Origin of the sequence: Streptosporangium roseum DSM 43021 (assembly GCF_000024865.1) — a bacterium.
Taxonomy (GTDB): Bacteria; Actinomycetota; Actinomycetes; order Streptosporangiales; family Streptosporangiaceae; genus Streptosporangium; species Streptosporangium roseum.
Genome location: NC_013595.1, coordinates 5,739,111 through 5,760,840, shown reverse-complemented (window position 1 = coordinate 5,760,840; position 21,730 = coordinate 5,739,111). Strand labels below are relative to the sequence as shown.

26 protein-coding genes and 2 pseudogenes are annotated in these 21,730 nt (G+C 70.2%); 13 read left to right on the top strand and 15 right to left on the bottom strand.

Going from position 1 to position 21,730, the window contains the following annotated elements:
* Nucleotides 1-255: 255 nt before the first annotated feature.
* Nucleotides 256-1,077, top strand: coding sequence for a S1 family peptidase (locus SROS_RS25295; RefSeq protein ID WP_012891753.1), 822 nt, complete (start codon nucleotides 256-258; stop codon nucleotides 1,075-1,077).
* 288 nt (nucleotides 1,078-1,365) lie between these two features.
* Here the strand turns inward: SROS_RS25295 and SROS_RS25290 are convergent, their stop codons facing one another.
* Both SROS_RS25290 and SROS_RS25285 read right to left on the bottom strand, forming a co-directional pair.
* Complete coding sequence (locus SROS_RS25290; RefSeq protein WP_012891752.1) at nucleotides 1,366-2,466, bottom strand: winged helix DNA-binding domain-containing protein; 1,101 nt, start codon at nucleotides 2,464-2,466, stop codon at nucleotides 1,366-1,368.
* Between the two features lie 4 nt (nucleotides 2,467-2,470).
* Nucleotides 2,471-3,046 (bottom strand): DinB family protein, encoded by a 576-nt coding sequence (locus SROS_RS25285; RefSeq protein ID WP_012891751.1) that lies wholly within the window; start codon nucleotides 3,044-3,046, stop codon nucleotides 2,471-2,473.
* Nucleotides 3,047-3,140: 94 nt separating this feature from the next.
* Here SROS_RS25285 and SROS_RS25280 point away from each other — a divergent pair, with 94 nt between their 5' ends.
* From SROS_RS25280 to SROS_RS25275, 3 genes are all read left to right on the top strand, one after another.
* Nucleotides 3,141-4,154 carry a helix-turn-helix transcriptional regulator gene (locus SROS_RS25280; RefSeq protein ID WP_012891750.1) on the top strand — a complete coding sequence of 338 codons (1,014 nt, stop codon included), beginning with the start codon at nucleotides 3,141-3,143 and terminating at the stop codon, nucleotides 4,152-4,154.
* A gap of 98 nt (nucleotides 4,155-4,252) precedes the next feature.
* On the top strand, nucleotides 4,253-4,414 hold the full coding sequence (locus tag SROS_RS51185) for a hypothetical protein (protein ID WP_169369380.1): 162 nt from the start codon (nucleotides 4,253-4,255) through the stop codon (nucleotides 4,412-4,414).
* Nucleotides 4,411-4,716, top strand: coding sequence for a hypothetical protein (locus tag SROS_RS25275; protein ID WP_012891748.1), 306 nt, complete (start codon nucleotides 4,411-4,413; stop codon nucleotides 4,714-4,716). Before SROS_RS51185 ends, SROS_RS25275 begins: the two co-directional genes overlap by 4 nt.
* Nucleotides 4,717-4,837: 121 nt before the next feature.
* On the opposite strand, the gene SROS_RS25270 is transcribed toward SROS_RS25275, so the two are convergent.
* Entirely contained in the window at nucleotides 4,838-5,647 is an 810-nt protein-coding gene (locus SROS_RS25270) for a helix-turn-helix domain-containing protein (RefSeq protein WP_012891747.1), read from the bottom strand.
* 122 nt (nucleotides 5,648-5,769) lie between these two features.
* Between SROS_RS25270 and SROS_RS25265 the strand changes: the two genes are divergently transcribed.
* The 3 genes from SROS_RS25265 to SROS_RS25255 are packed head-to-tail and all read left to right on the top strand — an operon-like array spanning nucleotide 5,770 to nucleotide 7,108.
* On the top strand, nucleotides 5,770-6,192 hold the full coding sequence (locus tag SROS_RS25265; protein WP_012891746.1) for a hypothetical protein: 423 nt from the start codon (nucleotides 5,770-5,772) through the stop codon (nucleotides 6,190-6,192).
* Nucleotides 6,189-6,479 carry a permease prefix domain 1-containing protein gene (locus tag SROS_RS25260; RefSeq protein ID WP_012891745.1) on the top strand — a complete coding sequence of 97 codons (291 nt, stop codon included), beginning with the start codon at nucleotides 6,189-6,191 and terminating at the stop codon, nucleotides 6,477-6,479. Before SROS_RS25265 ends, SROS_RS25260 begins: the two co-directional genes overlap by 4 nt.
* Complete coding sequence (locus SROS_RS25255; protein WP_012891744.1) at nucleotides 6,470-7,108, top strand: NAD(P)-dependent oxidoreductase; 639 nt, start codon at nucleotides 6,470-6,472, stop codon at nucleotides 7,106-7,108. Before SROS_RS25260 ends, SROS_RS25255 begins: the two co-directional genes overlap by 10 nt.
* 56 nt (nucleotides 7,109-7,164) lie before the next feature.
* Here SROS_RS25255 and SROS_RS52345 read toward each other — a convergent pair whose 3' ends face one another.
* Nucleotides 7,165-7,722, bottom strand: coding sequence for a DUF3817 domain-containing protein (locus SROS_RS52345; RefSeq protein WP_218919697.1), 558 nt, complete (start codon nucleotides 7,720-7,722; stop codon nucleotides 7,165-7,167).
* A 58-nt stretch (nucleotides 7,723-7,780) separates the two neighbouring features.
* Between SROS_RS52345 and SROS_RS25245 the strand changes: the two genes are divergently transcribed.
* Both SROS_RS25245 and SROS_RS25240 read left to right on the top strand, forming a co-directional pair.
* Complete coding sequence (locus tag SROS_RS25245; protein ID WP_012891742.1) at nucleotides 7,781-8,980, top strand: cytochrome P450; 1,200 nt, start codon at nucleotides 7,781-7,783, stop codon at nucleotides 8,978-8,980.
* A gap of 255 nt (nucleotides 8,981-9,235) precedes the next feature.
* Nucleotides 9,236-9,859, top strand: coding sequence for a TetR/AcrR family transcriptional regulator (locus SROS_RS25240; RefSeq protein WP_012891741.1), 624 nt, complete (start codon nucleotides 9,236-9,238; stop codon nucleotides 9,857-9,859).
* 238 nt (nucleotides 9,860-10,097) lie between these two features.
* Here the strand turns inward: SROS_RS25240 and SROS_RS48760 are convergent, their stop codons facing one another.
* Together SROS_RS48760 and SROS_RS25230 are read right to left on the bottom strand one after the other, a co-directional pair.
* On the bottom strand, nucleotides 10,098-10,556 hold the full coding sequence (locus tag SROS_RS48760; protein WP_012891740.1) for a hypothetical protein: 459 nt from the start codon (nucleotides 10,554-10,556) through the stop codon (nucleotides 10,098-10,100).
* Between the two features lie 80 nt (nucleotides 10,557-10,636).
* Nucleotides 10,637-11,686, bottom strand: coding sequence for a GlxA family transcriptional regulator (locus SROS_RS25230; RefSeq protein ID WP_012891739.1), 1,050 nt, complete (start codon nucleotides 11,684-11,686; stop codon nucleotides 10,637-10,639).
* Between the two features lie 52 nt (nucleotides 11,687-11,738).
* On the opposite strand from SROS_RS25230, the gene SROS_RS25225 reads away from it, so the two are divergent.
* On the top strand, nucleotides 11,739-12,134 hold the full coding sequence (locus tag SROS_RS25225; protein ID WP_012891738.1) for a cupin domain-containing protein: 396 nt from the start codon (nucleotides 11,739-11,741) through the stop codon (nucleotides 12,132-12,134).
* A gap of 109 nt (nucleotides 12,135-12,243) precedes the next feature.
* Here SROS_RS25225 and pdxR read toward each other — a convergent pair whose 3' ends face one another.
* Nucleotides 12,244-13,644 (bottom strand): MocR-like pyridoxine biosynthesis transcription factor PdxR, encoded by a 1,401-nt coding sequence (gene pdxR, locus SROS_RS25220; RefSeq protein ID WP_012891737.1) that lies wholly within the window; start codon nucleotides 13,642-13,644, stop codon nucleotides 12,244-12,246.
* A 106-nt stretch (nucleotides 13,645-13,750) separates the two neighbouring features.
* On the opposite strand from pdxR, the gene SROS_RS25215 reads away from it, so the two are divergent.
* Nucleotides 13,751-14,203, top strand: coding sequence for a carboxymuconolactone decarboxylase family protein (locus tag SROS_RS25215; protein ID WP_012891736.1), 453 nt, complete (start codon nucleotides 13,751-13,753; stop codon nucleotides 14,201-14,203).
* Between the two features lie 93 nt (nucleotides 14,204-14,296).
* Nucleotides 14,297-15,517 (top strand): MFS transporter, encoded by a 1,221-nt coding sequence (locus SROS_RS25210; protein ID WP_012891735.1) that lies wholly within the window; start codon nucleotides 14,297-14,299, stop codon nucleotides 15,515-15,517.
* A 44-nt stretch (nucleotides 15,518-15,561) separates the two neighbouring features.
* Here the strand turns inward: SROS_RS25210 and SROS_RS25205 are convergent, their stop codons facing one another.
* Both SROS_RS25205 and SROS_RS25200 read right to left on the bottom strand, forming a co-directional pair.
* Nucleotides 15,562-16,407, bottom strand: coding sequence for an aldo/keto reductase (locus tag SROS_RS25205; protein WP_012891734.1), 846 nt, complete (start codon nucleotides 16,405-16,407; stop codon nucleotides 15,562-15,564).
* Nucleotides 16,408-16,594: 187 nt separating this feature from the next.
* Nucleotides 16,595-17,143, bottom strand: coding sequence for an NADPH-dependent F420 reductase (locus SROS_RS25200; protein ID WP_012891733.1), 549 nt, complete (start codon nucleotides 17,141-17,143; stop codon nucleotides 16,595-16,597).
* 52 nt (nucleotides 17,144-17,195) lie between these two features.
* On the opposite strand from SROS_RS25200, the pseudogene SROS_RS53200 reads away from it, so the two are divergent.
* Nucleotides 17,196-17,356 (top strand): annotated as a pseudogene (locus SROS_RS53200) (IS256 family transposase); the annotation flags it as partial.
* A gap of 7 nt (nucleotides 17,357-17,363) precedes the next feature.
* Here the strand turns inward: SROS_RS53200 and SROS_RS25195 are convergent.
* From SROS_RS25195 to SROS_RS25170, 6 genes and pseudogenes are all read right to left on the bottom strand, one after another.
* Entirely contained in the window at nucleotides 17,364-17,828 is a 465-nt protein-coding gene (locus SROS_RS25195) for a nitroreductase family deazaflavin-dependent oxidoreductase (protein ID WP_012891732.1), read from the bottom strand.
* Nucleotides 17,829-18,319: 491 nt separating this feature from the next.
* A pseudogene (locus SROS_RS48755) lies at nucleotides 18,320-18,415 on the bottom strand (RidA family protein); the annotation flags it as partial.
* A gap of 250 nt (nucleotides 18,416-18,665) precedes the next feature.
* Nucleotides 18,666-19,226, bottom strand: a complete 561-nt coding sequence (locus SROS_RS25185; RefSeq protein WP_012891731.1) for a TetR/AcrR family transcriptional regulator — start codon at nucleotides 19,224-19,226, stop codon at nucleotides 18,666-18,668.
* Nucleotides 19,227-19,297: 71 nt separating this feature from the next.
* On the bottom strand, nucleotides 19,298-20,782 hold the full coding sequence (locus SROS_RS25180) for an aldehyde dehydrogenase family protein (protein WP_012891730.1): 1,485 nt from the start codon (nucleotides 20,780-20,782) through the stop codon (nucleotides 19,298-19,300).
* A gap of 70 nt (nucleotides 20,783-20,852) precedes the next feature.
* A complete protein-coding gene (locus SROS_RS25175) occupies nucleotides 20,853-21,209 on the bottom strand; it encodes a YciI family protein (RefSeq protein ID WP_012891729.1) in 357 nt (118 codons plus the stop codon).
* A 7-nt stretch (nucleotides 21,210-21,216) separates the two neighbouring features.
* A complete protein-coding gene (locus SROS_RS25170) occupies nucleotides 21,217-21,585 on the bottom strand; it encodes a YciI family protein (protein ID WP_012891728.1) in 369 nt (122 codons plus the stop codon).
* Nucleotides 21,586-21,730: the final 145 nt, after the last annotated feature.

The window sequence follows — 21,730 nt, the reverse complement described above, 5'->3', positions numbered from 1 at the left end:
ACCCCCGCCGACCGCAGTCCCGGCCGGTCCTGGCGACCCGGCGCGCCCGTCCCCGCCGCCGCGCCGGACGCCCCCCCGCACCGACTACGCCCGCTGCTCCACTCTCACCCAGGAACCGCAACGCGTGATGGGGTAGCCGGCTCCCCGAGGCCGGGGGGTTTCCCTACCTTGCACCGGCCTGCTGCCCGGATCGATCGGCGGGACGTGAACGTCCAGGCTGGACGCGTCCCGATTTCCGATCGAAGGAACACCTCTATGTTCAGCCTGAAGCCTGTGCGCCGCGGTGCGGCGTGTGCCGTCGCCGTCGCCCTGACCGGCGTGGTGTGCGCCACCATGATGACAGGCAGCGCCGAAGCGATCGTCAACGGGAAGGATTCGACGGAGCGATATCCGTTCATGGCGACGTTCCCGCTGTCGATCCCGGGCTCGCCGGCCAAGGGTGTCTGCGGGGCGTCCCTGATCCACCCGCAGTGGGTGCTGACGGCGGCCCACTGCGTCGATCCGACGCTGGTGAAGCCTGACGGCACCGTGCGTATCGGCAGCGAGCGGCGGAAGTCCGGGGGCACGGTCCGTTCCGTCGTGCGGACGGTGACCCACCCGGGCTACGCCCAGGGTGAGGGCAAGAGGCCCAACCGGAACGACGTCGCGCTGATCCGCCTGGACCGGCCGGTCAGCGAGAAGCCCATCCGGATCGCCGAACGGCCCGGGCGGCCCGGTACCCCGACCCGGCTGCTGGGGTTCGGCACCGTCGTCGAATCGCCCGACATCGACAAATGGGTGTTCCCGGACCGGCTCCAGCAACTCGAGACCCGCAGGGGGGCCGTCGCCGAGTGCGCCCCGGGCTACGCGGGGAGGACCCGGCTGTGCACGGTCAGCCGGGTGCCGAAGGCCATGGCGTGCAACGGGGACTCCGGCGGGCCGCAGATCCAGCGTGGCAGGGGCGGGCGGTGGGAACTCATCGGAGCCACGTCGGGTCCCGGTGCTCCGTCCCCGAGCTGTACGGGCGGCCCGGGTCTCTACAGCAGTGTGGCTGCCTACGCGAGCTGGATCGACAAGACGATCGGCAAGTACAGCTGATCCCCGCCCGGACAGGGTCTCGGTAGCAGGTGGCATCCCTCATCGCTTGTACGTGGGAGGTGAGGAACATCGGATCCGGGTCGTGCGTTTGTGCGCTCGGTGACGATCTACCGCGTATCTGCGGTGTCGGCGTGCGGTTGGCGGCGTGTGCGGTGCCGGGCGCTGTGGGGGTGCGCCGAACCGGAGGGCTGTCAGGTCGCGGCGCTGCCGGAAGCGTTCGTTGCCGTGCTGCGGGGTGTGTCCGCAGCACGGGCACTCCATAGGGGAAGCGGTTCGCGGGTGTGTCGCTCAGGGGGAAGAGGTGGTGATCTGTACACGGTCGCTGTCGTTGTCGGACAGGAACGACGCCAGGCTCCGGCCCTCCTCGGTGACGGCGGTGTGCTCGGCTCTGGTGAAGCCGCGCAGCGGGGTGACGACCACGGTGCCCGTGCCGACGGTCCAGGTCGCGGCGGCCCGGCCGTCCACCAGCACGACGCGAGCGCCGGCGACGGACAGGCCGCGGTGGGCGTCGTCGATGATCCGGCTGCGGTCGTGGTAGCCGAGGATCGCGTTGTCGAACGCCGGCAGGAACCGCACCGGGGCGGGTGTGTCGGGGTCGGGGCGCGGCGCGTCGGGCAGGTCGAGCAGTTCGCGGCCGCGCTCGTCGCGGAAGGTGACCAGTTCTTCGCGGACGGCGGCCACCGCGGCCGGCAGTCCGGTGAGGCCGGACCAGGCGCGCAGGTCGGCTGAGGCCGCGGGGCCGAACGCGGCCAGGTAGCGGCGTACCAGCGCTTCGCCGACCGGGTCGGTCCGCTGCGGGGCGGGCGGGTCGATCTCGCGGCCCAGCCAGCGCGAGAGCGGGGTGTTGCGTACCCCCGACTTCACGCGCCACAGCCCGCGGGGCGGTAGCTGTACCACTGGGACGAGGGCGGCCATCACCATCTCGCCCAGCGCCCTCGGGCCCGGCGCGGGCCAGCGGTCGGCGAGTACCCGCGCGATCTCGGTCATCGAGCGGGGTTCGTCGTCGGCCAGCACGGCGCGGGCCGCTGTGGCGAGTTCGTCGAGGTCTATCCCGTCGAGTTCGCGGCGGTAGGTGCCCAGCACTCGCTGGCGCAGCATGGTGTCGTGGCGGGCCCGCCAGGCCAGGGTGTCGTCGGCGGTGAGGAGGTGGACGGTGCGGCGCATGAGGTGGGTCCGCACCACGCTTCGCCCGGTCAGCAGGTCGTTCAGTGCCGCCGGGTCGAACGCGTGCAGCCGTGACCAGAGCCCGGTGAACGGTTCCTGCGGTTCCTGCGCCTGCAGGCCGCACAGGTGCGCGACGGCGTCGAGGACCGGGGTGGTGGCGCGGTCGAGCAGCAGTTGCCGGGCGAGTGTCGCGCGGTTGAGCGCCCGGGTGCCGAGGGTGGTCATCGGGTCAGGCTCCGTCGAGCGTCTCTCGCAGGATGTCCGCGTGCCCGGCGTGCTGGGCGGTCTCGGCGATGAGGTGCGTCAGCACGCGGCGGACACTGCGCACCGCTCCCGGCTCGTTCCACGGTGCTTCCGGCAGCGGGTGGGTGGCCGACAGGTCGGGGAGCGCGGCGATGATCTCGGCGGTCCGGGCGGCGACCCGCTCATACTGCTGGAGGATGCCGGTCAGTGTCTCGCCGGGCAGCATCTGGAAGTCGTTCTGGTGGTCGATCGCCCACTGGGGGTACTCGCGGGCGGTGCCTGCCGCGAAGTCCTCCCAGGTCACGCCCTCGGGCAGGTCGTAGCGCATGGCGGAGGGGCCCTCGACCGCGAACCGCAGCCAGTTCTCCTCCATGGATGCGACGTGCTTGACCAGGCCGCCCAAGCACAGCGCGCTGACTGTCGGGCGCTCGCCCGCCTGGTCGTCGCTGAGCCCGCGCACGGTGGTGAGCAGGGCGGATCGCGCGGCCCCGAGCTGGTCGAGCAGATCGGCCCGTTCGGCGTCGAGGGTGGGGGATGTCGCGGTGTCGGTGGTGGCGGTCATCGCCTTCAGGTCCTTCCGGTTGTTCTCGGGTGCGAGATGACAATCGCAGGGGAAGCGGTCAGGTTGTGTCCTCTTCTCAGGGCAATATGGCGTCATGCCGAAGACCTCAGCGCGACTGCTCTCGTTGCTCTCGCTGCTTCAGGCGCGCCGGGACTGGCCGGGGGCGCTGCTGGCCGAGCGGCTGGACATCAGCCCGCGCACTGTGCGCCGTGATGTCGACCGCCTGCGCGAGCTCGGCTATCCCATAGTGGCCTTCAAGGGGCCTGACGGGGGATACCGGCTCGACGCCGGTACGGAGCTGCCTCCGTTGCTGTTCGACGATGAGCAGGCCGTCGCTCTGGCCGTCGCACTCCAGACCGCCGCCACCACCGGTGCCGGGATCGAGGAAGCCGCGGCGCGTGCGCTGAACACCGTCCGGCAGGTCATGCCCGCGCGGCTGCGCCACCGGATCGACGCCCTTCAGGTCACCGCTGTCGAGCGGTCCGCGATCCGACCGGATCCGCAGGTCGACAGCAGCGTGCTCATGGCGCTCAGCGCCGCCGTCCACGCCCGAGAGGTGCTGCGCTTCGACTACACCCCCGCATCCCCGCCGGGGGTGGACGACAACGGTGTGCAGACCCCGTCGCGCCGGGTGCAGCCCCATCATCTCGTCACCCGGGGTGGGCGCTGGTATCTCGTCGCCTGGGACCTCGATCGCGAGGACTGGCGTATCTTCCGTGCCGACCGGATCATCCCGCGCACTCCCGCAGGGCCTCGCTTCACCCCGCGCGAGCTGCCCGGAGGTGAGGTGGCAGCTTTCGTGGCCGGCAGGTTCCGGGGTTCCGACGGCTCTGGTGACTGGCCCTGCCGCGGCGAGGTGATCCTGGACCTGCCCGCCGCCGCCGTGTCCCGCCACACCCGTGACGGGATCGTCGAGGAGCTCGGCCCGAATCGTTGCCGGCTCGTTCTGGGCTCATGGTCATGGCCTGGTCTGGCCGCCGCCATCGGCGGGTTCGACGCCGACATCGAGGTCGTCGGCCCGGCCGAGCTCAGGGATGCCTTCGCGCGCCTGGCCCGCCGCTATGCCGACGCGGCGGCCGACGCACCCGGTACGGTCAGGCGCACATGACCCTTGCCGGGCGCTGAGCCCGCGACCGCACCGGCGGGCAGCGGCGCAAGCGATGAACGAGATCTTTGTGGCTGGCGGGCTGTGTAATGTGGATCAGCGTGGCACACGAGTTTCCGGCGGCTCTCGACGCGCCGGCCGAGGAGCACGACCGGCACCGGGTCCAGGCCGTCGACACCTGCGGCAGGCTCGACGAGCTGACGGCGACAGCCGGCGGCCACGCGGTCCCCGGCGGTTTCCTGACACGGCCGGGGGCGAGATGAGCACGGACGGCTACTCCGTCGGCTGGCAGTCCCTGCGGCGGGAAAGCGCCGTCTACAGAGAGCGTCACGAGCATATGGCCGAGGTGGAGCGGGAGCTTCGGCAGGCCTTCGACCGGGACAGGGCCACCCTCGGCAATGACATGTACGGCGCCGCAATGGCCAAGGGCCTCCCGGCGATCGAACAAGGGATCTTCACCGCCGCCGCCGCCTACCTGGCTGAGCTGGAGGCCACCTTCGGGGGCCTGGACACGAACGCCGGCACCTACGAGCGCGCCGAGCAGCCGCCCGGGACGGAGCCGTGAGCCGGCGGGTCGACGTGCGCCCCTTCGCACGCTCGGCGAGCCGCTCGATCCCGTCGCCCTCGGCCCCGCCGGCGGCGCCGAGATGTCCGCGCAGAGCCCACGCCGTACGAGAACGACCGGCTCAAGCGCCGTCACGCGGCAGGGCGCGCAGGGCGTTGGCGGTGAAGTCGTCGAGGGGATAGAAGAGCTCGATCGCCAGCTCCGACAGCGTCACATCGGCCGGAGCGCCGAAGGTGGCCATGGTGCTGAACATCGCCAGCTCGCCGAACGGGGTGCGGATTCTCAAGGGCACCTGGATCGGGCTCTGCCGGTGTCGCGAGGGCAGGGCGGCTGGGGTGTCTTCCGAAGTGGGGTAGCGCGACACCTCCTCGTAGAGCGCGTGGAGCTCGGTGTCCCCGGTGGCGTTGACCTGGTGTGACAGCCGTTCGAGGAAGAGCTCCCTCACCTCCCCCAGGTTGGCCAGCCGCGCGGCCAGCCCGTCGGGGTGCAGGGCCAGCCGGAACACGTTCGGCCGTGGCTCCAGCAGGTGCGGCGGGATGCCGTCCATGAGCACGCCCATGGCGCGGTTGCCCTGCAGCACGTTCCAGAGGCGGTCGACCACGACGGCGGGGTACGGCTCATGGGCCGTCAGCATGGTCTCCAGCGCCGAGCGGATCGAGGCCATGTAGTCGTCGTCGAGGCTGCTTTCCCGGTAGGCGGGGGCGTAGTCGGCGGCCAGCAGCAGGGTGTTGCGCTCGCGCAGGGGCACGTCGAGGGCGACTGACAGACGCAGCAGCATCCTCCGGCTCGGACGGGCGCGGCCGTTCTCCATGTAGGACAGGTGGCGCGCCGAGGTGTCGGCCAGATTGGCGAGATCGAGCTGGCTGAGCCTGCGACGCTGTCGCCACTCCCGCAGCAGGGTTCCCACACGGGAAGGCTGTTCCACATCCATGCCGAGGAGGGTAGGCCACAACCAGGTGGGCGACGCCATGACCCCACTGGTTATTGAGCTCGTAACCACAACGGTGACATGGTCTTTCCGGTCAGGGACCGCTCACGACGAAGGAGACCTGTATGAGCACGCCGACCGGGACCGCCCGGCGCCCAGAGATCGACACCTCGGACCCGCTGCGCACCATCCTGCGGATCGACGGGTGGAGCACCGCCGTCTTCGGCGTGGTCGTACTCGCCGCCGCCCGGTCACTCAGCGGCCCGCTCGGCCTGCCGACCGCCTGGTCCGTTCCGTTCGGCGTGGCCATGCTGGGCGGGGCTGCCGCGCTCGGCCTCATCGCCGGCTATCCGCGGATTCTTGTGCGGCACGTGGCGTTCGTCGTCGCGGGCAACGCGCTGTCGTGTGTGGCGCTGCTGGTCCTGGCGTTCGCGGACGTGATACCGCTGACCGGTTTCGGGGTCGCCTTCATGCTGGTCGGAGCGCTGGTGGTCGCCGTTTACGCCGGGCTTGAGTTCGCCGGGCTCCGGCGGCTGGCGGCGAGGTGACGGCAGGAGCGGCCAGGGCCGGGAAGGTCGCGGCAGGGACGAGCGTCATCGACGACTACGTGGACCGCCTGTACCGCATGCTGAAGGGTCCGTCTCATGCGAAGCGCGATCTCCTTGCCGAGGCGCGTGACGGCCTGCTCGATGCGACGGAGGCCCTGGAACGGCGTGGGCTCGGCCGCGTGGAGGCGGAGCGGAGGGCCGTGCGCGAGTTCGGCCTGCTCAGCGAGATCGCGCACGGTTATCAGAGGGAATTGTCTGTTCAAGCTATGGAGTTCACATGCGATTGACCGTTTTCGGTGCCACCGGCGGCACCGGCCGCCACCTCGTCCGGCAGGCGCTGGATGCCGGACATGAGGTGACAGCCGTCGTACGTGACCCGGCCCGCCTGCCGATCGACCATCCGGCCCTGGATATCGTCGTGGCGGACATTTTCGACGCCGTTTCGCTCAAGCCCACCCTGGACGGTCACGACGCCGCGGTGTCTGTCCTTGGCCCGCGCGGACGCACGGACACCACGCCCGTGTGCTCGGCCGCGATCAGCGCGATCCTCGAGGCGATGGCGGCGACCGGTGTCGGGCGGGTGGTCGCCCTCAGCGCCCAGCCGGTGTTGCGCACGGGCGCGGGTGAGCCGATCTGGTTCCGGCTCACCGTCCGGCCCCTGATCCGGAGGATCTATCGCGACGTCTACGCCGACCTCGACCGGATGGAAGGGACGCTGGCCGCCGGCACGGCCGACTGGACCGTGCTGCGCCCCCCGTACCTCACCGGCAAGCCCGCCACCGGCCGCTACCGCGCCGCCACGGAGGCCAACGTGCCGGGCAGCATGACCCGGCCAGACCTCGCCCGCGCGATCCTCGACGTCCTTCAGGACCCGGCGACGATCCGGCATGCCATCGGGGTCGCGGGCCCGCGCTGACAAACGCTCCGCACGCCGCTTGGCCCTGCGTCAGGTTGGTGAGGGAGCGGCTCGGGTCAGGCGGGTTGCGTGGCCGCTGTGCGCGCCGCCATGCGCCGTTCGAACCACAGCGAGGTGAAGGGCGGCACCGCGCACGCCAGGCCCAGCACCACTGCGCCCCTGCTCCAGCCCGCCTCCCGCGCGGAGAGCATCACTCCGAGCGCGTAAAGCACGAACATCGCCCCGTGGATGGGCCCGAACACCTTCACACCGAGATCCCCGGCCGCGGTCACGTACTTGAAGAACATCCCGACCAGCAGGCCCGCCCACGAGCACGCCTCGGCCACCGCCACGATCCGGAACCAGCGCAGCATGCCCCACCCCTTCTTCCCTGAATACCGCGCATACTCTACAGGCTGTAGAGGACAGTGCGGGAGGAGGGCCGGGGCGACGTCCTGCGCCGGCAGCCCGCCGCTGCAGAGAGCACGCACAATGCGGTGAGCTGTCACGTTGCTGAGACTGGTTTCGTCCTCGATGTCGGTGACAGCGCGCGCCGCGCGGTGCTCGCCGCAGGCCAGTACGGCCGGCGCGCGTTCGATATTTTTTTCCGCCGAAACGCTCGGCGCGGTGGCCATGGAGCACATTTCGACCTTTCATGAAGTCAATGGCAGCTCCACGACCAAGGGAGAGACGATGGCCGACATCGTCGAGCGGTACAACATCCCCGCACAGCACTTCTGGCTGCATGGGCCGCGATCGCGCCAACCGGTCGAGTACGACGCCGACGCCGGCATGTGGAACGTCTACGGCCACCCCGAACTGCAGGAGATCCTCGGCGATCCCGCGACGTTCTCCTCCGACACCATGCGCCTGATCCCCAAGGACCTGATGCCGGGCATCGAGGAATTCTCGATGGCCGGCTTCATCACCCAGATCGACCCGCCGGAGCACGGCAAGCTGCGCAAGCTGGTCAGCAACGCCTTCACCCGGAAGGTCGTCGCGGATCTCGAACCGAGGATCGCCGCCCTCACCCACGAACTGCTCGACGCGGCACACGATCGCGGCCGGTTGGAACTGGTGACCGATCTGGCCTATCCGCTCCCGGTCATCGTCATCGCCGAACTGCTGGGGGTGCCCAGCAGCGATCGCGCCCTGTTCAAACAATGGGCCGATGCGCTGTTCCAGCGCGACGCCAAGATCTCACTGGCCAAACCCGCCGAACAACAGGACGTGGACCTGCAGGCCACGCTGAAGCCGTGGAAGGAGATGTCGGCCTATCTCGCCGGCCACGCCGCGGAGCGCAGGCGACAGCCGCGCGCCGACCTGCTCACCAGGCTGGTCGAGGCCGAGGTGGACGGCGAACGCCTGCCCGACGAGGAGGTGGTCAACTTCGCGATCATCCTGCTGCTCGCCGGGCACATCACCACGACGATGCTGCTCGGCAACACGGTGCTGTGCCTGGACGCCTTCCCCGAGCAGCAGGACAAGGTGCGGGCCGACCGATCCTCGATCCCGGCCGTCATCGAGGAATCCCTGCGCCTGTTCACCCCGTTCGCCGCCCTCGGCCGCGCCACCACCCGCGACGTCGAGCTCGGCGGCGTGACGATACCGGCCGATCACATGGTCATGGCCTGGCTCGGAGCGGCCAACAGGGACCCCCGGCAGTTCCCCGACCCCGACGTCTTCGACCCCGGTCGCGACCCCAACCCGCATCTCGGGTTCGGCCGCGGCATCCACTTCTGCCTAGGCGCCCCCTTGGCCCGGCTGGAGGGACGGGTCGCCCTGAACATCCTGCTCGACCGCGTCGACCCTCTGCGCACCGATCCGGACGACCCCGTGGAGTTCATGCCCACGCCGACCATGACAGGGGTGCGCCGCCTCCCGTTGATCTGACGTTCGACCCAAACGCGCCCCAGCCCCGAAGCAGGGCTGTCTGCGCAGGTCATCGGGTTCCAAGAAGATCGGGGCCTTGGAGGCGGAGACGACCGCGGCTTCGGAGAACACGCGCGACGCGAGGGTGAGAGCCCGGCTCGGCACCTCCGGAAACAGGGCCGCGCCGCTACGGCGGCCGGGGACCCGTTCGGCAGGAGGGAGCCGAGCCGCCGCACCGGCGGGGCGGAGGTAGCAGTACGGCTGTATGATAACGGGGTGCCACGGGTTGCCGATCATGATCAGCGTCGCGCCCAGATCGCGCGGGCGTTCCAGCGGCTGCTCGCCGCGGAGGGGTTCGCGGGCGTCTCGTTCTCGCGGGTGGCGGCCGAGGCGGGCATCTCGGTCGGGCTCATCCAGCACTACTTCACCGGCAAGGACGTGCTGCTCCACTTCGCCTACGAAGACGCCGTGAGCCGTATGAGCGAGCGGGTGCGAGCACGCGTCCGCCACGGCGAGGCCGCCCGTCTCCCGATGGCGGAGGTGCTGCTCGACGGCCTGGCCGAACTGTTGCCGCTCGACGAGGAGCGGGACGTCGAGTACCGCGTCCGGCAGGGTCTGCAGGCTCAGGCGCTGCATCACCTCGGTCTCGCCGACGTCGCCCGGCAGGCAGGCGGTGACATCCTCGAATACGTCACGATGGCGGTCCGGACCGGCATGGAACGCGGTGAGGTCGAGCCCGATGTCGACGCCGTGCCGGCCGCCCGCATGATCCTCGCGACCGTGCAAGGTCTGGCCGATCAGGTCGCGCTCTCGGGCGCGGACGCGTTCTCGGCACGTGACGTGCTGCGCCGGGCCGTCGCCACGGTGTTCACCGGGCGTTGCGGTTCTCCCGATCGCTGATTCTCCTCACCGCGACGCGGCGCGGACGGAACCCCCAAGAAAACAATAGGGCGATACTCTTATCGCAGTAATATGACCACATTGCTACTGGGTGTCGGCGCCGTCACCGGAGTGGTGACGGCCGGCCGGGGGCGCTTGAGGGCGGCCCGCTCACCGGTCCGGCCGCCCGGGACCGGGCGGTGCGCGACCACCGCCACCACTGGGACCCCTGGCAGGTGGAGCAGGGGTCCAGCCTGCTTCAGGCATCCGTCGTGCTCTGGGCGACTCTGGCGGTCGCGGCGGCGTACTCGTCGGCGGTCATGCCGAGGTGGGGGTGGTGCCGGTTGAGGTCGTGCTGGTCGTCGGCCCACTGCCGGTAGTCCCGCCGTACGGCGTGCTCGTCGGAGCCGACGGCATGGGCGATGTCGGCCCAGGTGGCCCCTGCCAGCAGTGCGTGGTGGATGTTGGCGGGGTGGCGTACGGTGCGCGCGATGCACTCCGCCAGTGCCAGCAGCTCGATGTGCTCGGCCACGGTGAGCGGGGGCCGGTCCCCGGCCCCGTGCCGGTCGGGGTCGTAGATCCCCCGGGCCACCAGCTCCACGCGGGCGCGGGCCGACTCGTTCCGGGCGGCCAGCTCGTTGTAGCGCTCCAGCTGTCGGCTGACGGGCACGTCGTAGCGGGCGTCGCGCCAGGTCGTGATGTTCTCGGGCAGGGTCATGACGTCTTCTCCAGGGCAGCCGGGGTGGTGGCTTCAGGCGGGGCCACGCGGGATGGACCGGGCGGTGCGGTACTGGATGGCTAGCTTGCCGGAAGTGGTGCGGCAGGGCGAGCCGGGCGGGGCGGAAGCGGTCGCTGACGGGCCGCTCCAGCTCCGAACCGCTGCCGGTACGCCGACGGGGTGAGCCCTGTCTGGCGGCGCATCAGCGCGCGCAGGTTGGCGGCGGTGCCCAGCCCGCTGTGCCGTGCCACCACCTCCAGGTGTGTCTCACCCCGCTCGATCAGCCGGCAGGCCAGGGCGACCCGTTCCCCCGTGAGCCATGCCAGCGGCGTCGTGCTCAGCTGTGCCCGGAAGCGCCGGTGCAGTGTCGCGTGGCTGACCGAGGCGCGCGCCGCGAGGTCGGAGACCGTGAGCGGTGAGTCCAGCCGCTCCTGCGCCCATGCCAGGATCGGCGCCAGGGACTCGTCCGGCAGGTCGGGCACCGGGCGCTCGATGAACTGCCGCTGCCCGCCGTCCCGGTGCGCGGTGAAGACCAGCCGCCGGCTGACGGAATTGGCGACCTCGGCGCCGTGGTCGCGGCGGACGATATGCAGCCCGAGGTCGAGAGCGGCCGCGCTACCGGCGGCGGTGAGGATGTCGCCGTCGTCGACGAACAGCACGTCTTCCTCGAGCCGCACGGAGGGGAAGCGGGCACGAAAGGCGTCCACCCACTGCCAGTGGGCGGTGGCCCGGCGCCCGTCGAGGACCCCGGCCTCGGCGAGGGTGAAAGCTCCGCTGCACAAGCCGACAAGACGCGTACCGCGCCTGTGCGCCCGCCGTACGGCGTCCAGCACGATCGGGCGGCGCGGCACCTCGACGTCGGGGCGGTTGGGGACGATCAACGTGTCCGCCGACTCGGCCGCCTCCAGTCCGGCGACTCCGGTCAGGGTGAAGAAGGCGTCTCGCATGAGGGTGCGGGGTTCGGGCGAGCAGAGGCGGAAGTCGTAGAGATCGCGGCCAAGCTCGGGCCTGCGCAGGCCGAAGACCTCGGTCATACAGCCGAGCTCGAAGGGGTTGGAGTTCTCGTCCACGATCACGACGACCCGGTGCAGGTCCGCCGCGCGACCGTCGTGCGAGGAATCTTGCGACATATGCCATTTCTAGCACTCACGGCCGACGCGCTCGACCTGCCAGGATTCCCCCATGAGCAACGGACCCATCGACCTTGGCAACGCCCTGGCCTCCTTTGACGCGCTGTGGAGCCCCCGAATCGTCACGCGCGTCAACGACTACGACGTACGCGTCGCGAAGGTAGAGGGGGAGCACATCTGGCACGTCCACGACGACACCGACGAGTTCTTCCTCGTGCTCGACGGGGAACTGTACATCTCCTTGCGTGAGTCCCGCGGGGAGCGGACCGTCCACCTCCCCAAAGGCGCGGTCTTCACCGTCCCCAAAGGCACCGAGCACAAGCCGCACGCCCCCGCCGGCGCCGCGATTCTCCTGTTCGAGCCCACCGGGACACCGACGGTCGGTGATCGCCACGCCGAGATCCCCGACCACATCGACGTGACGACAGGGCACCTGCTCGACGCCTGACCGGTAAAGCCGAAGAAATCCGGCCGGACACTCCTGATCCATCGAGAGCTGCCGGCGCGCGCCCGGACCGCCGCCACGAGCAGGCGCCGGGTGAAGGGACGGGGCCTTTCTACGGAGGGTCGGGCAAGGCGAGACACAGGGCTTCCAGGGCGGCTGTGACCGCGTGCTCGGGTGGTGTGCCGTATCCGATGACCAGGCCGTCGCGGGGCGGCATCGTGCTGCCGGGGTGCAGATAGGGGCCCAAGCCGTCCAGAGCGATGCCGAGGCGGCGCGCGGCGCGGAGAGCGGCCTGCTCGGTGCCCGGGGGAAGCTCGAGGACGGCGTGCAGGCCCGCGGCGATGCCGCTGACGGTGATGTGCGGGGCGCGTTCGGCGAGCATGGCCGTGAGCAGGTCACGGCGGCGCCGGTAGATCCCGCGCATCCGCCGCAGCTGACGGTCGTAGGCGCCGCCGGCGACGAAGTCGGCGAGGGTGACCTGGTCCATGACGCCCGACCAGAGTTCGCGCGAGCCCTTGGCGGCCAGGATGTCGTCCACCAGCCGGCCGGGCAACGCCATCCAGCCGAGCCGGAGCGCGGGCGACAGGCTCTTGCTCGTCGAGCCGAAGTAGACGACGCGGTCCGGATCGAGCCCCTGCACGGCGCCGACCGGCTCGCGGTCGTAACGGAACTCGCCGTCGTAGTCGTCCTCGAGCAGCAGACCCCCCGTGGCGCGTGCCCAGTCGATGACCGCGGCCCGGCGCTGCGGGTGCAGGGCTCCCCCCGTGGGGTACTGATGGGCCGGCGTCAGCAGGACGGCTTGCGCGCCCGTGGCCGGAAGGTCCTCGATCCGTGCGCCGTGGATGTCCACGGTGAGCGGCACGGTCTTCAGTCCCGCCTCGGTGAGAATGGAGCGGTGGAAGTCGAGTCCGTACGACTCGACCGCGATGCTGCCGCGCAGCACGTGGCACACCAGCCGCAGCCCGTGCGCGAAGCCCGAGCAGATCACGACGTGGTCCGCCTTGGTGCGCACGCCTCTGGTCCGCGCCAGGTATTCCACCAGCGCCTGGCGCAACTCCAGCCGGCCACGGGGATCGCCGACGCCGAAGGCGTCGTTGGGCGCGCCTGCCAGCGCGCGCCGGGCCGAGGCGCTCCAGGACGAGCGCGGGAAGGCGGCCGCGTCAGGGGAGCTTGGCATCAGGTCGTGGATGATCCGCAGGCGGGACGGACGCGCGGGGGAGCGCCGGCGGCCGGGTTCCAGAGGTGCGGCGCGGTGCGCGACGTGCGTGCCGGAACCCTGACGGGACGTGAGCCAGCCTTCCTCGACGAGTTCGGAGTACGCGGCGGCGACGGTGTTGCGGGCGATTCCCAGGTCGAGGGCGAGGGTGCGGTAGGGCGGAAGCCGGGTACCGGGCGCCAGCCGTCCCGAGTGGATCGCCTCGCGCAGGGCCCGCATCAACCGCACGCGCGCGCCGCCGACGCCGGCGAGCTCCAGATGAAGGTCGCTGCCGCCTTCCGCGCCGGGGCTGCTCAACGCCTCGCCCCGCGACGGTCCTGGCCGTCGTGTCGAAAATTGACCCACAGAACTTCCATGGGAATGCACCATATCGTGGGTCGATCGCGCTCCTAGGGTCATGAGCATGACGAATGTTGCCATTCCCGCACGTATGAACCTCTCGCTCGTCGCCCCCAAGGTCTTCAAGGCCGTGCTGGCCCTGGACGCCGTGGCCCGCCAGGGGCTGGACCCGGTCCTGGTCGAGCTGGTGCAGATCCGCGCCTCCCAGGTCAACCGGTGCGCGTACTGCATCGACTACCACACCGGCGACGCCCGCCGGGCGGGTGAGAGCGAAGCGCGCATCTACCAGCTGAGCGCGTGGCATGAGTCCAGCCTCTACACCGCCAAGGAGCGCGCGGCCCTCGCCCTGACCGAGGCGATGACCTTGCTTCCCCAAGGGATCACGGACGCGGTGTATGACGAGGCCGCGCGGCATTTCGACGACAAAGAACTCGCCCAGCTCATCGCGCTGATCTTCACGGTCAACGCCTGGAACCGCATGAACGTGACCACCCGCAAGACCCCCGGCACCGAGTAGGCACCCCTCCGCCTTCGTTCTCCCCCTTACGGGCGGTGGCCGCCTCCCCACGGCCGCCGCCCTTGGCATGACTTCACCGGAAAGGCCCACATCGTGACATCCGCCGACGTCTCGCCACCGGGCACAGCCCCGGACGCGAGCCCCTCACCGGTCCGGGGCTGGCTCGCGGTCCTTGCCGTGACGCTGGGAATCTTCGCCCTGATGACCTCCGAACTGCTGCCCGTCGGGCTGCTCACCCCGATCGGCACCGCACTGGACGTCTCCGAGGGCACCGCCGCGCTCATGGTCACCGTGCCCGGCCTGGTCGCCGCCGTCGCGGCACCGCTGGTCACCGTGGCCACCGCCAGGATCGACCGCCGGCTGGTGCTGGCCCTGCTGATCGGTATGGTGGGCGCGGCCAACCTCGCCTCCGCCTCTGCCACGAGCTTCGCCGTCGTCCTCCTCGCCCGCTTCCTGATCGGCATCAGCGTCGGCGGCTTCTGGTCCCTGGCCGGCGCCATGGCCCTGCGTCTGGTGCCGAAGCACCATGTCGCGCGCGCCACCGCCGTCGTCTTCGGCGGCGTCGAGACCGCCTCCGTGCTGGGTGTGCCCGCGGGCACCCTGGTCGGTGACCTCAGCGACTGGCGGACCGCGTTCGCGGCCGTGGGCGTGCTCGGCCTGATCTCGCTGGCCTGCATGGTCGCCGTCATGCCGAAGCTGGCACCGGAGAGCACGATGACGTTCGCGGACCTGCCGCGGGTGTTCCGGACACACCTCGCCGTGCGCGTCGGCATCGCCATGACCTTCCTGGTCATCACCGGGCACTTCACCGCCTACACGTTCGTGCGGCCCATCCTCCAGGACGACGGTGTGGCGGACGGCATGATCAGTGTGCTGCTGCTGGTCTTCGGGATCGCCGGCATCTGCGGCAACTTCATCGCCGGCGCGCTGATCACCAAGCGTCTCCGGCAGACCGTGTGCGGCATCTCCGTGCTCCTGGCCGCGGCCATGGCCACCCTCGCGGTGGCCGACCACACCACCTTCTCGGCGGCCGCGACCCTCGTCGTCTGGGGCCTGGGCTACGGCGCCGTCCCGGTCACCTTCCAGACCTGGATCCTGAACGCCGCACCGACCGCCACCGAGGCTGCCTCCTCGCTGTACGTGTCGATGTTCAACCTGTCGATCGCCCTGGGCGCCCTTGTCGGCGGCCTGACGGTCGACGCCGCCTCAACGGTGGGCGTGCTGTGGATCGGTGGAGTGCTGGCCATCCTGGTGCTGCCGATCGTCGGCGGCAGGCCTCGCGACATGGCTCCCCGCCCGGCTCCGCCCGGGTGAGAGCCTGATCGCTCCGGAGGAATGAGGGCCGGTCCTCGGGTGGCTCATCGCGGCTGGATCCGATCGAGCCGCCGCCACTGATCGCCGCTCAGCCGCAGGCGCGCCGCGGCGACGTTCTCTTCCAGGTGGCTGATCGAGCCGGTGCCGGGAATCGGCAGCACGACGGGCGAGCGGTGGAGCAGCCACGCGAGCGAGACCTGCGCCGCGGTGGCGCCGAGTTCGGCCGCCACGGCGGCGATCTCGGACGTCGCCGCCGACACCGCGGGGTGGACGGGCCGCCAGGGCAGGAAGGCGATCCCCGCCGCGGCACAGGCGTCGAGCACCGCCTCGTGCTCGCGATCGAGCAGGTTGTAGCGGTTCTGCACGCTCGCGACGTCGATGATCTGCCGCGCCTCCTCAAGCTCGGCGACGGTGACCTCGGACAGCCCGATGTGGCCGATCCTGCCCTCGGCCTGGAGCTCGCGCAGCGTTCCCAGCTGGTCGGCGAGCGGCACCGTCGGATCGATGCGATGCAACTGGAGCAGCTGGAGCCGTTCGACCCGAAGGCGGCGCAGACCCTGCTCGACCTGATCCCGCAGGAAGTCCGGCCGTCCGCAGATCGCCGCCTCGTGCGGGGGGTTCGGCGGCGCGACCCCGACCTTCGTCGCGATGAGCAGGTCGTCCGGATAGGGGTACAGCGCCTCGGCGAGGAGCTCCTCGTTGGCACCCCACCCGTACAGGTGCGCGGTGTCGATCAGAGTGACGCCCAGCTCGACGGCGCGTCGAGCCACAGCGATGGCGGCCTCCCGAGCCGGTCCGGGTCCGGTCGGCAGCTGCATGGCCCCGAACCCGAGCCGCTGTACGCCGATCTCGCCCCCGATGCGGAACTCGCTCGGCTCGTTGTCGCTCACACCCGCAACCTACCGGCCCCCGGCGCGCTTATCGTCGCCCTGTCAGGGCCGGCCTCAGCCAGGCCTTCCCGCGCGCCGCCGTCGGCGGGCTGCTCCGAACTCTTCCACGGGGTGATCGAACTACCCGTGGCTGACAGGTGTTCTGAACCAGGACGGGTTCATCGGCGCTGACATGGAAGGACGCCGGTCAGAGGACCTTGAGAGCCAGATGCCTGCCGCGGCCCTGGCTGTTGACAAGGGTGAACCAGAGCTCGAGGAGCCGGTCGAGCAGGTCGTGCTGGCCGGGGCCGAGGTAGACGGGGTTGAGGCCCGTGTCGCGGATGAGGCGTTCGACGGTTTTGCGGTCGGTCTCGTCGGCGGAGTAGAAGAGGTCGGCCACCACGCCGTCGAAGACGGGGTCGGCGAAATTCTCCCAGCCGAGCGCGTTGAAGGCGCGGGCGTAGTGGGCGGCGGGCGCCAGGGCGGCGAACTCGGCGGCGCTGTGCGCGGGACCGTCGCCGAACTTGTTGGCGGTGTCGATGACGACCTTGCCCGCGAGCTCGTCGGCGTGGTCGCGGGCGAAGGCCTCGACGGACTGGCCGGGAATGCCGACGATCACCGCTTCGGCTCCGTCGAGGGCCTCGCGCACCGATTCCTCAGGCGTGCGTGACCCGTAGCGGACGTCGTGTCCGGCCGCGGCGAGCGCCGCACCCAGGGTCCGGCCGATGTTGCCCGTGCCTATGACTGCGATATTCATGAGATCTCCTTCGCGTTTCCTTGTGTACTGCAGATCAGGCCCGTGCCGGGGCGGCGCGAAGTTCCCCAGGGCTGTCACGGAGATCTGCGATGCCGCGGACATGCCGCCGGAGTTCTGCCACGCCCGGCCGAGCACCGGATTCACCGGCGCACCGCGAACCCCGTCGAAAGCACTTTCGCCACCGCGCGTCTTCAGACCAAGGTCACCGCGGGCGTACGCGTCATCGTGGGGTGAGCCGGACCACCGGGTATTCCCGGTCGGAGTTGTTCTGGTACTTCTCATAGCGGGGCTGGGCGGCGGTGATGGACTTCCATGCCCGCTCACGCTCGGCACCGTCGAGCACGTACGGCGTCACCGGGACGGTGTCGCGGCCGGGCAGTTCGACCGACGCCCGGTCGGGATGCGCCATCAGATTGACGTGCCAGTCCGGGTGCCGGCTCCCACCGCCCGATGCGACGATCAGCCAGGCGTCCTCACCGTCGCCGAACCACGCCACAGGCGTCTCTCGCGGCTGCCCGCTCCGGCGGCCCACCGTGTTCAGGATCAGTACGTCCATCTTCATGAACTTGCCGTGGCCACGCCGGATTTTGCGGTTCATGCGGGCGTTCATCTTCTGCTGCATCCACCGCGACAACGCCCCGGGCGTACCGGGCTTGCGCTTGCCTACCTGCTGGTTCTGTGTCATCGGCTATCTCCGGTCAGTGAATTCGATGTCCATGACGGTCACACTAGACGCGGCTCGATCACGGGCGCTTCTCGATTCCTGATCGACCTGCCGCCCCCCGCTCACCCCACCTCATGACAGGGCGGATCCACAGCCCGTGACGTATCCCCAGCCTCGCCAGGCCGCCGTTCCGCGGCCGGCATGGCGCAGAACAAGACGAAAGGCGAGTCGTCCTTGCAGAGGAACACCACGATCTCGGGGTCCCCGGCGCGCCACTCCGACACCAGGGGACTCATGGTCGAGCCGGGTCGCCGGATCGGCCGCCTGGGTTCCCGGGCGGCGCTGTGGAGGCGGTCGAGTACGGTGGCCATGGCCACGGGCCGCCGCCAGCCATGGGCCCGCCGACATCGCCGCCCACGAGGACGGGGCTTCCCCCCGGGTGCCTGGCTTTGGGGCACTTTCCGGGTGCACACAGCCAGGCTGATCGACATGGGGGTTCCGACCCGTACGGGTCAGTTGCGCGCGTCCCCGAGCACGGCGACGGCTTCGGCCTCGACGAGCTGGTCGTTGTAACCGAGCACGGTCACGCCGAGCAGTGTGCTGGGCGCGCCGTCGACGGCGAAGGCCGCCATGATGTGTTCGGCTGATGCCCGACAGCCCGTCATGGGGTCGTCGTCGAGAGAACGCGTCTGCCCAGTGGGCTGTCCGGTTACCTGAGGGCCGACAGGTTGTCCCGTACAACGCTTCGTCAACGGATGATCCGCATCCAGGACCCGCTCACAGCCGGTGAGGGTGGCGGGCGGCGGCGGATAGCCCGGCTGGTCGGACGCTGTCGGCGCCACCGGTCGCCCGTGATGGTCAGGTGAGGCTGCGGACCGCCTCGACGACGGCCTTGCGCGCTTCCTGCCAGTCCGAGTCCTGCACAGCCTGGACCGGCAGGGACGTGGCGCCCACCGGCCCCCATGCGGTGGCCAGTGCGAGGACCAGCGTCAGCAGTGTGGCGGGCGCGAAGGTGACTGCCAGGTGTCCTTCGCGCTGGGCGGTGGCGAGGCTGTCCAGCTTGGCGGCGTAGGCCGGTGCGGCGACGGACGGATCCCCCTCGGCGCCACGCTCCAGACGGTGCCAAGCGGCGAGGCGAAGCACTTCGGGATGCTCTCGGCAGTAGTCGTGGATCCGCCCCGCATATCCCGGCAGGTCCTCAGCCGTGAAGGGAACCTGTTCGAGGCCGCGGGCCACGTGCGCGTCGAAGACGGCGTCGAAGAGCAGGTCCTTGCTTTCGAAGTACACGTAGATGAGGTTCTTGTTCGCCGAGGCCGTCTTGGCGATGCGTTCCACTCGGGCGCCGGCGATGCCGTGGGCGGCGAACTCTGCGGTGGCGGCCGCCAGGATGCGAGCCTTGGTGGCTTCTGCGCGGGACATGGCCCCTATTGTGTCGGCTGACTAACCGGTTATCCACCAGCGTCGAGGGCCGGCTCAGGTGCGGCGAGCGGTCACAGGCGGCCTACCGGCCAGGAGACGAACTTCTCCTCCAGGAACTCCGCGATCCCGTACGCGCCACCCTCCCGGCCCAGGCCGCTCTGCTTGTAGCCGCCGAACGGGGCGTCGGGGTTGGTGCCCCAAGAAGCGTTGATGTTGACCGTACCGCTGCGGATCCGCGCGGCGGTCGCATAGGCCCGTTCGAAGTCCTGGGTGAAGATTCCGGCGTTGAGGCCGAAATCGCTGTCGTTGGCGATGCGTACGGCTTCGGCGTCATCCTTGAAGCCGATCACCGTGTTCACCGGCCCGAAGAACTCCTGCTGCGCGATGCTCATGGAGTTGTCCACGTCGGTGAACAGTGTCGGCTCCAGGAAGAAACCCCGGCCCAGTCCTGCTGGGCGGCCACCACCGTAGGCGAGGGTGGCGCCCTCGGCCACCCCTCGGTGGATCATCGCCTCCACCCGGTCCCGTTCCCTTGCACTGATGAGAGGACCCATGACCGTGGCCGGGTCGGCCGGATCGCCCACGGTCACAGTGCTCAGCAGGGCGACCACCTTGCTGAGCAGTTCGTCGTGGACCGGCTCTTCGACCAGGGTCCGGGTGAGGAGAAGGCAGCCCTGGCCGGCGTTGGAGACGATGTTGCCCATCACTTCCAGGGCGGCTCGATCCAGATCGGCGTCCGCGAAGACGATGTTGGCGGACTTACCGCCGAGTTCCAAGACCACCTTCTTCAGCGTGGGCGCGGCCTGGGCCATGATCCTGCGGCCGACCGCGTCGGAGCCGGTGAAGCTGATGATGTCGACGTCGGGATGGGTGGTCATCTCGAGGCCGGCGTCCAGGTCACCGGTGATGATGTTGACCACGCCGGGCGGGAAGCCGGCTTCCTCGATGAGGTCGGCCAGGAACAGGACCTGCAGGGGAGTGTAGGGGGAAGGCCTGACCACCGTGGTGCAGCCGGCGGCCAGCGCCCAGCCGAGCTTGTGGACGGTCAGAGGAACCGCGGCGTTGAACGGCGTGATCAACGCCGCCACCCCGATCGGCTCCTTGACCACCATGCCCTGCGTCGTCTGGGGCCGGCCGGTCATCGAGATCCCGGTGTGCGGGTTCAACGGTGTCGTGAACGCCAGCCCGGGAAGCAGGCGGTCGGACAGGTCGCAGAGGAAGTCGATGGAGGACTGCAGGTGGACCCGGTCGGCCACTGCCCTCGGGAATCCGCTCTCCTTGATCACCAGATCGATCAGTTCCTCACGGCGCCGGTCCATGGCCAGGGCCAGCCGCTTGAGAAGGCGGCCGCGTTCGGCCGATGACAGCCGTGGCCACCGCCCCTCCTCGAAGGCACGGCGGGCGGCGGTGATGGCGGCCACGGCGTCGCGCCTGGAAGCCGACGGCGCGGTGGCGAAGACCTCACCGGTCGCCGGGTTGACGACTGTGAGCACTTCACCGCTCTCGGCCGGCACCCGGCGCCCGTCGATGAGCAACGTGTCTATGGAGTACGTCATGGCCACCTCAGCAAATTGACTAACCGGTTAGATTGTTGATTGCGGCTGAATCTAAGCCTTAACCATCCGGTTAGTCAACGCCGGTGCGACGCCGCTCCATCCCGGCCGAGTCCATCAGCGGCCGCACCTCCACACCGCCGACCTGACCGCCCGCTATCAGGGCGGCCAGCTCCACGGCACACGCCCGGCTCTCGCAGTCCACCACGTACTGGCCCGCGACATGATCCGAGGTCCGGAGGTGGGGGCCCTCGCCCACCGTCACCACGCCGTCCCGAGCCCGTGCCACCGCGCTGATGGACGGATCGGCGAACGCGTGAGCACCGATCAGTTCCCCTGCCTGCCCGGCCGCGGCCAAAAACTCCTCATGGCCGGCCCCTGCCCCCGGCAGGTCCGCCGGGTGCAGGTAGAGACCCGGCGGGAACCTCACCGGATGCTCAGCCGTCGGCCGTGCCCGCGAAGAGCACCGGCCGTACCTCGATGCCGAGGCCCTCGACGCCGGCGTCCGGAATGAGCGCGGCCAGCTCCAGGGCACGCTCCCGGCTGTCGCACTCCACCAGGTAGTAGCCGCCGAGGTACTCCTTGGCCTCCAGATAGGGGCCGTCCGTCACCGCCGGGACGCCGCCTCGGACCCTGACCACGGCGCTCTGCGACGGATCGGCCAGCGCGACGGTGCCGATCATCTCGCCGGACCTCTTGACGGTCTCCATGAACGGGCCGTGGCCGCTCATCACCTCGTTGCGCTCCTCCTCGGTCAGCGCGTCCCAGATCTGCGGGTTGCCATGCATGATCAACATGAACTTCATGCGTCGTCTCCTTCGACGGCCGGGCGGCGCCCCCAAGGCGCCGTTCAGCAAGGAGTCGGAGCCGGTGCCGCATTCTTGCGGCACCGGACCGCAAGAATCCCCCCACTGCTCCGACTACATCGCGAAGGGGCGCCTGACCTGGGTG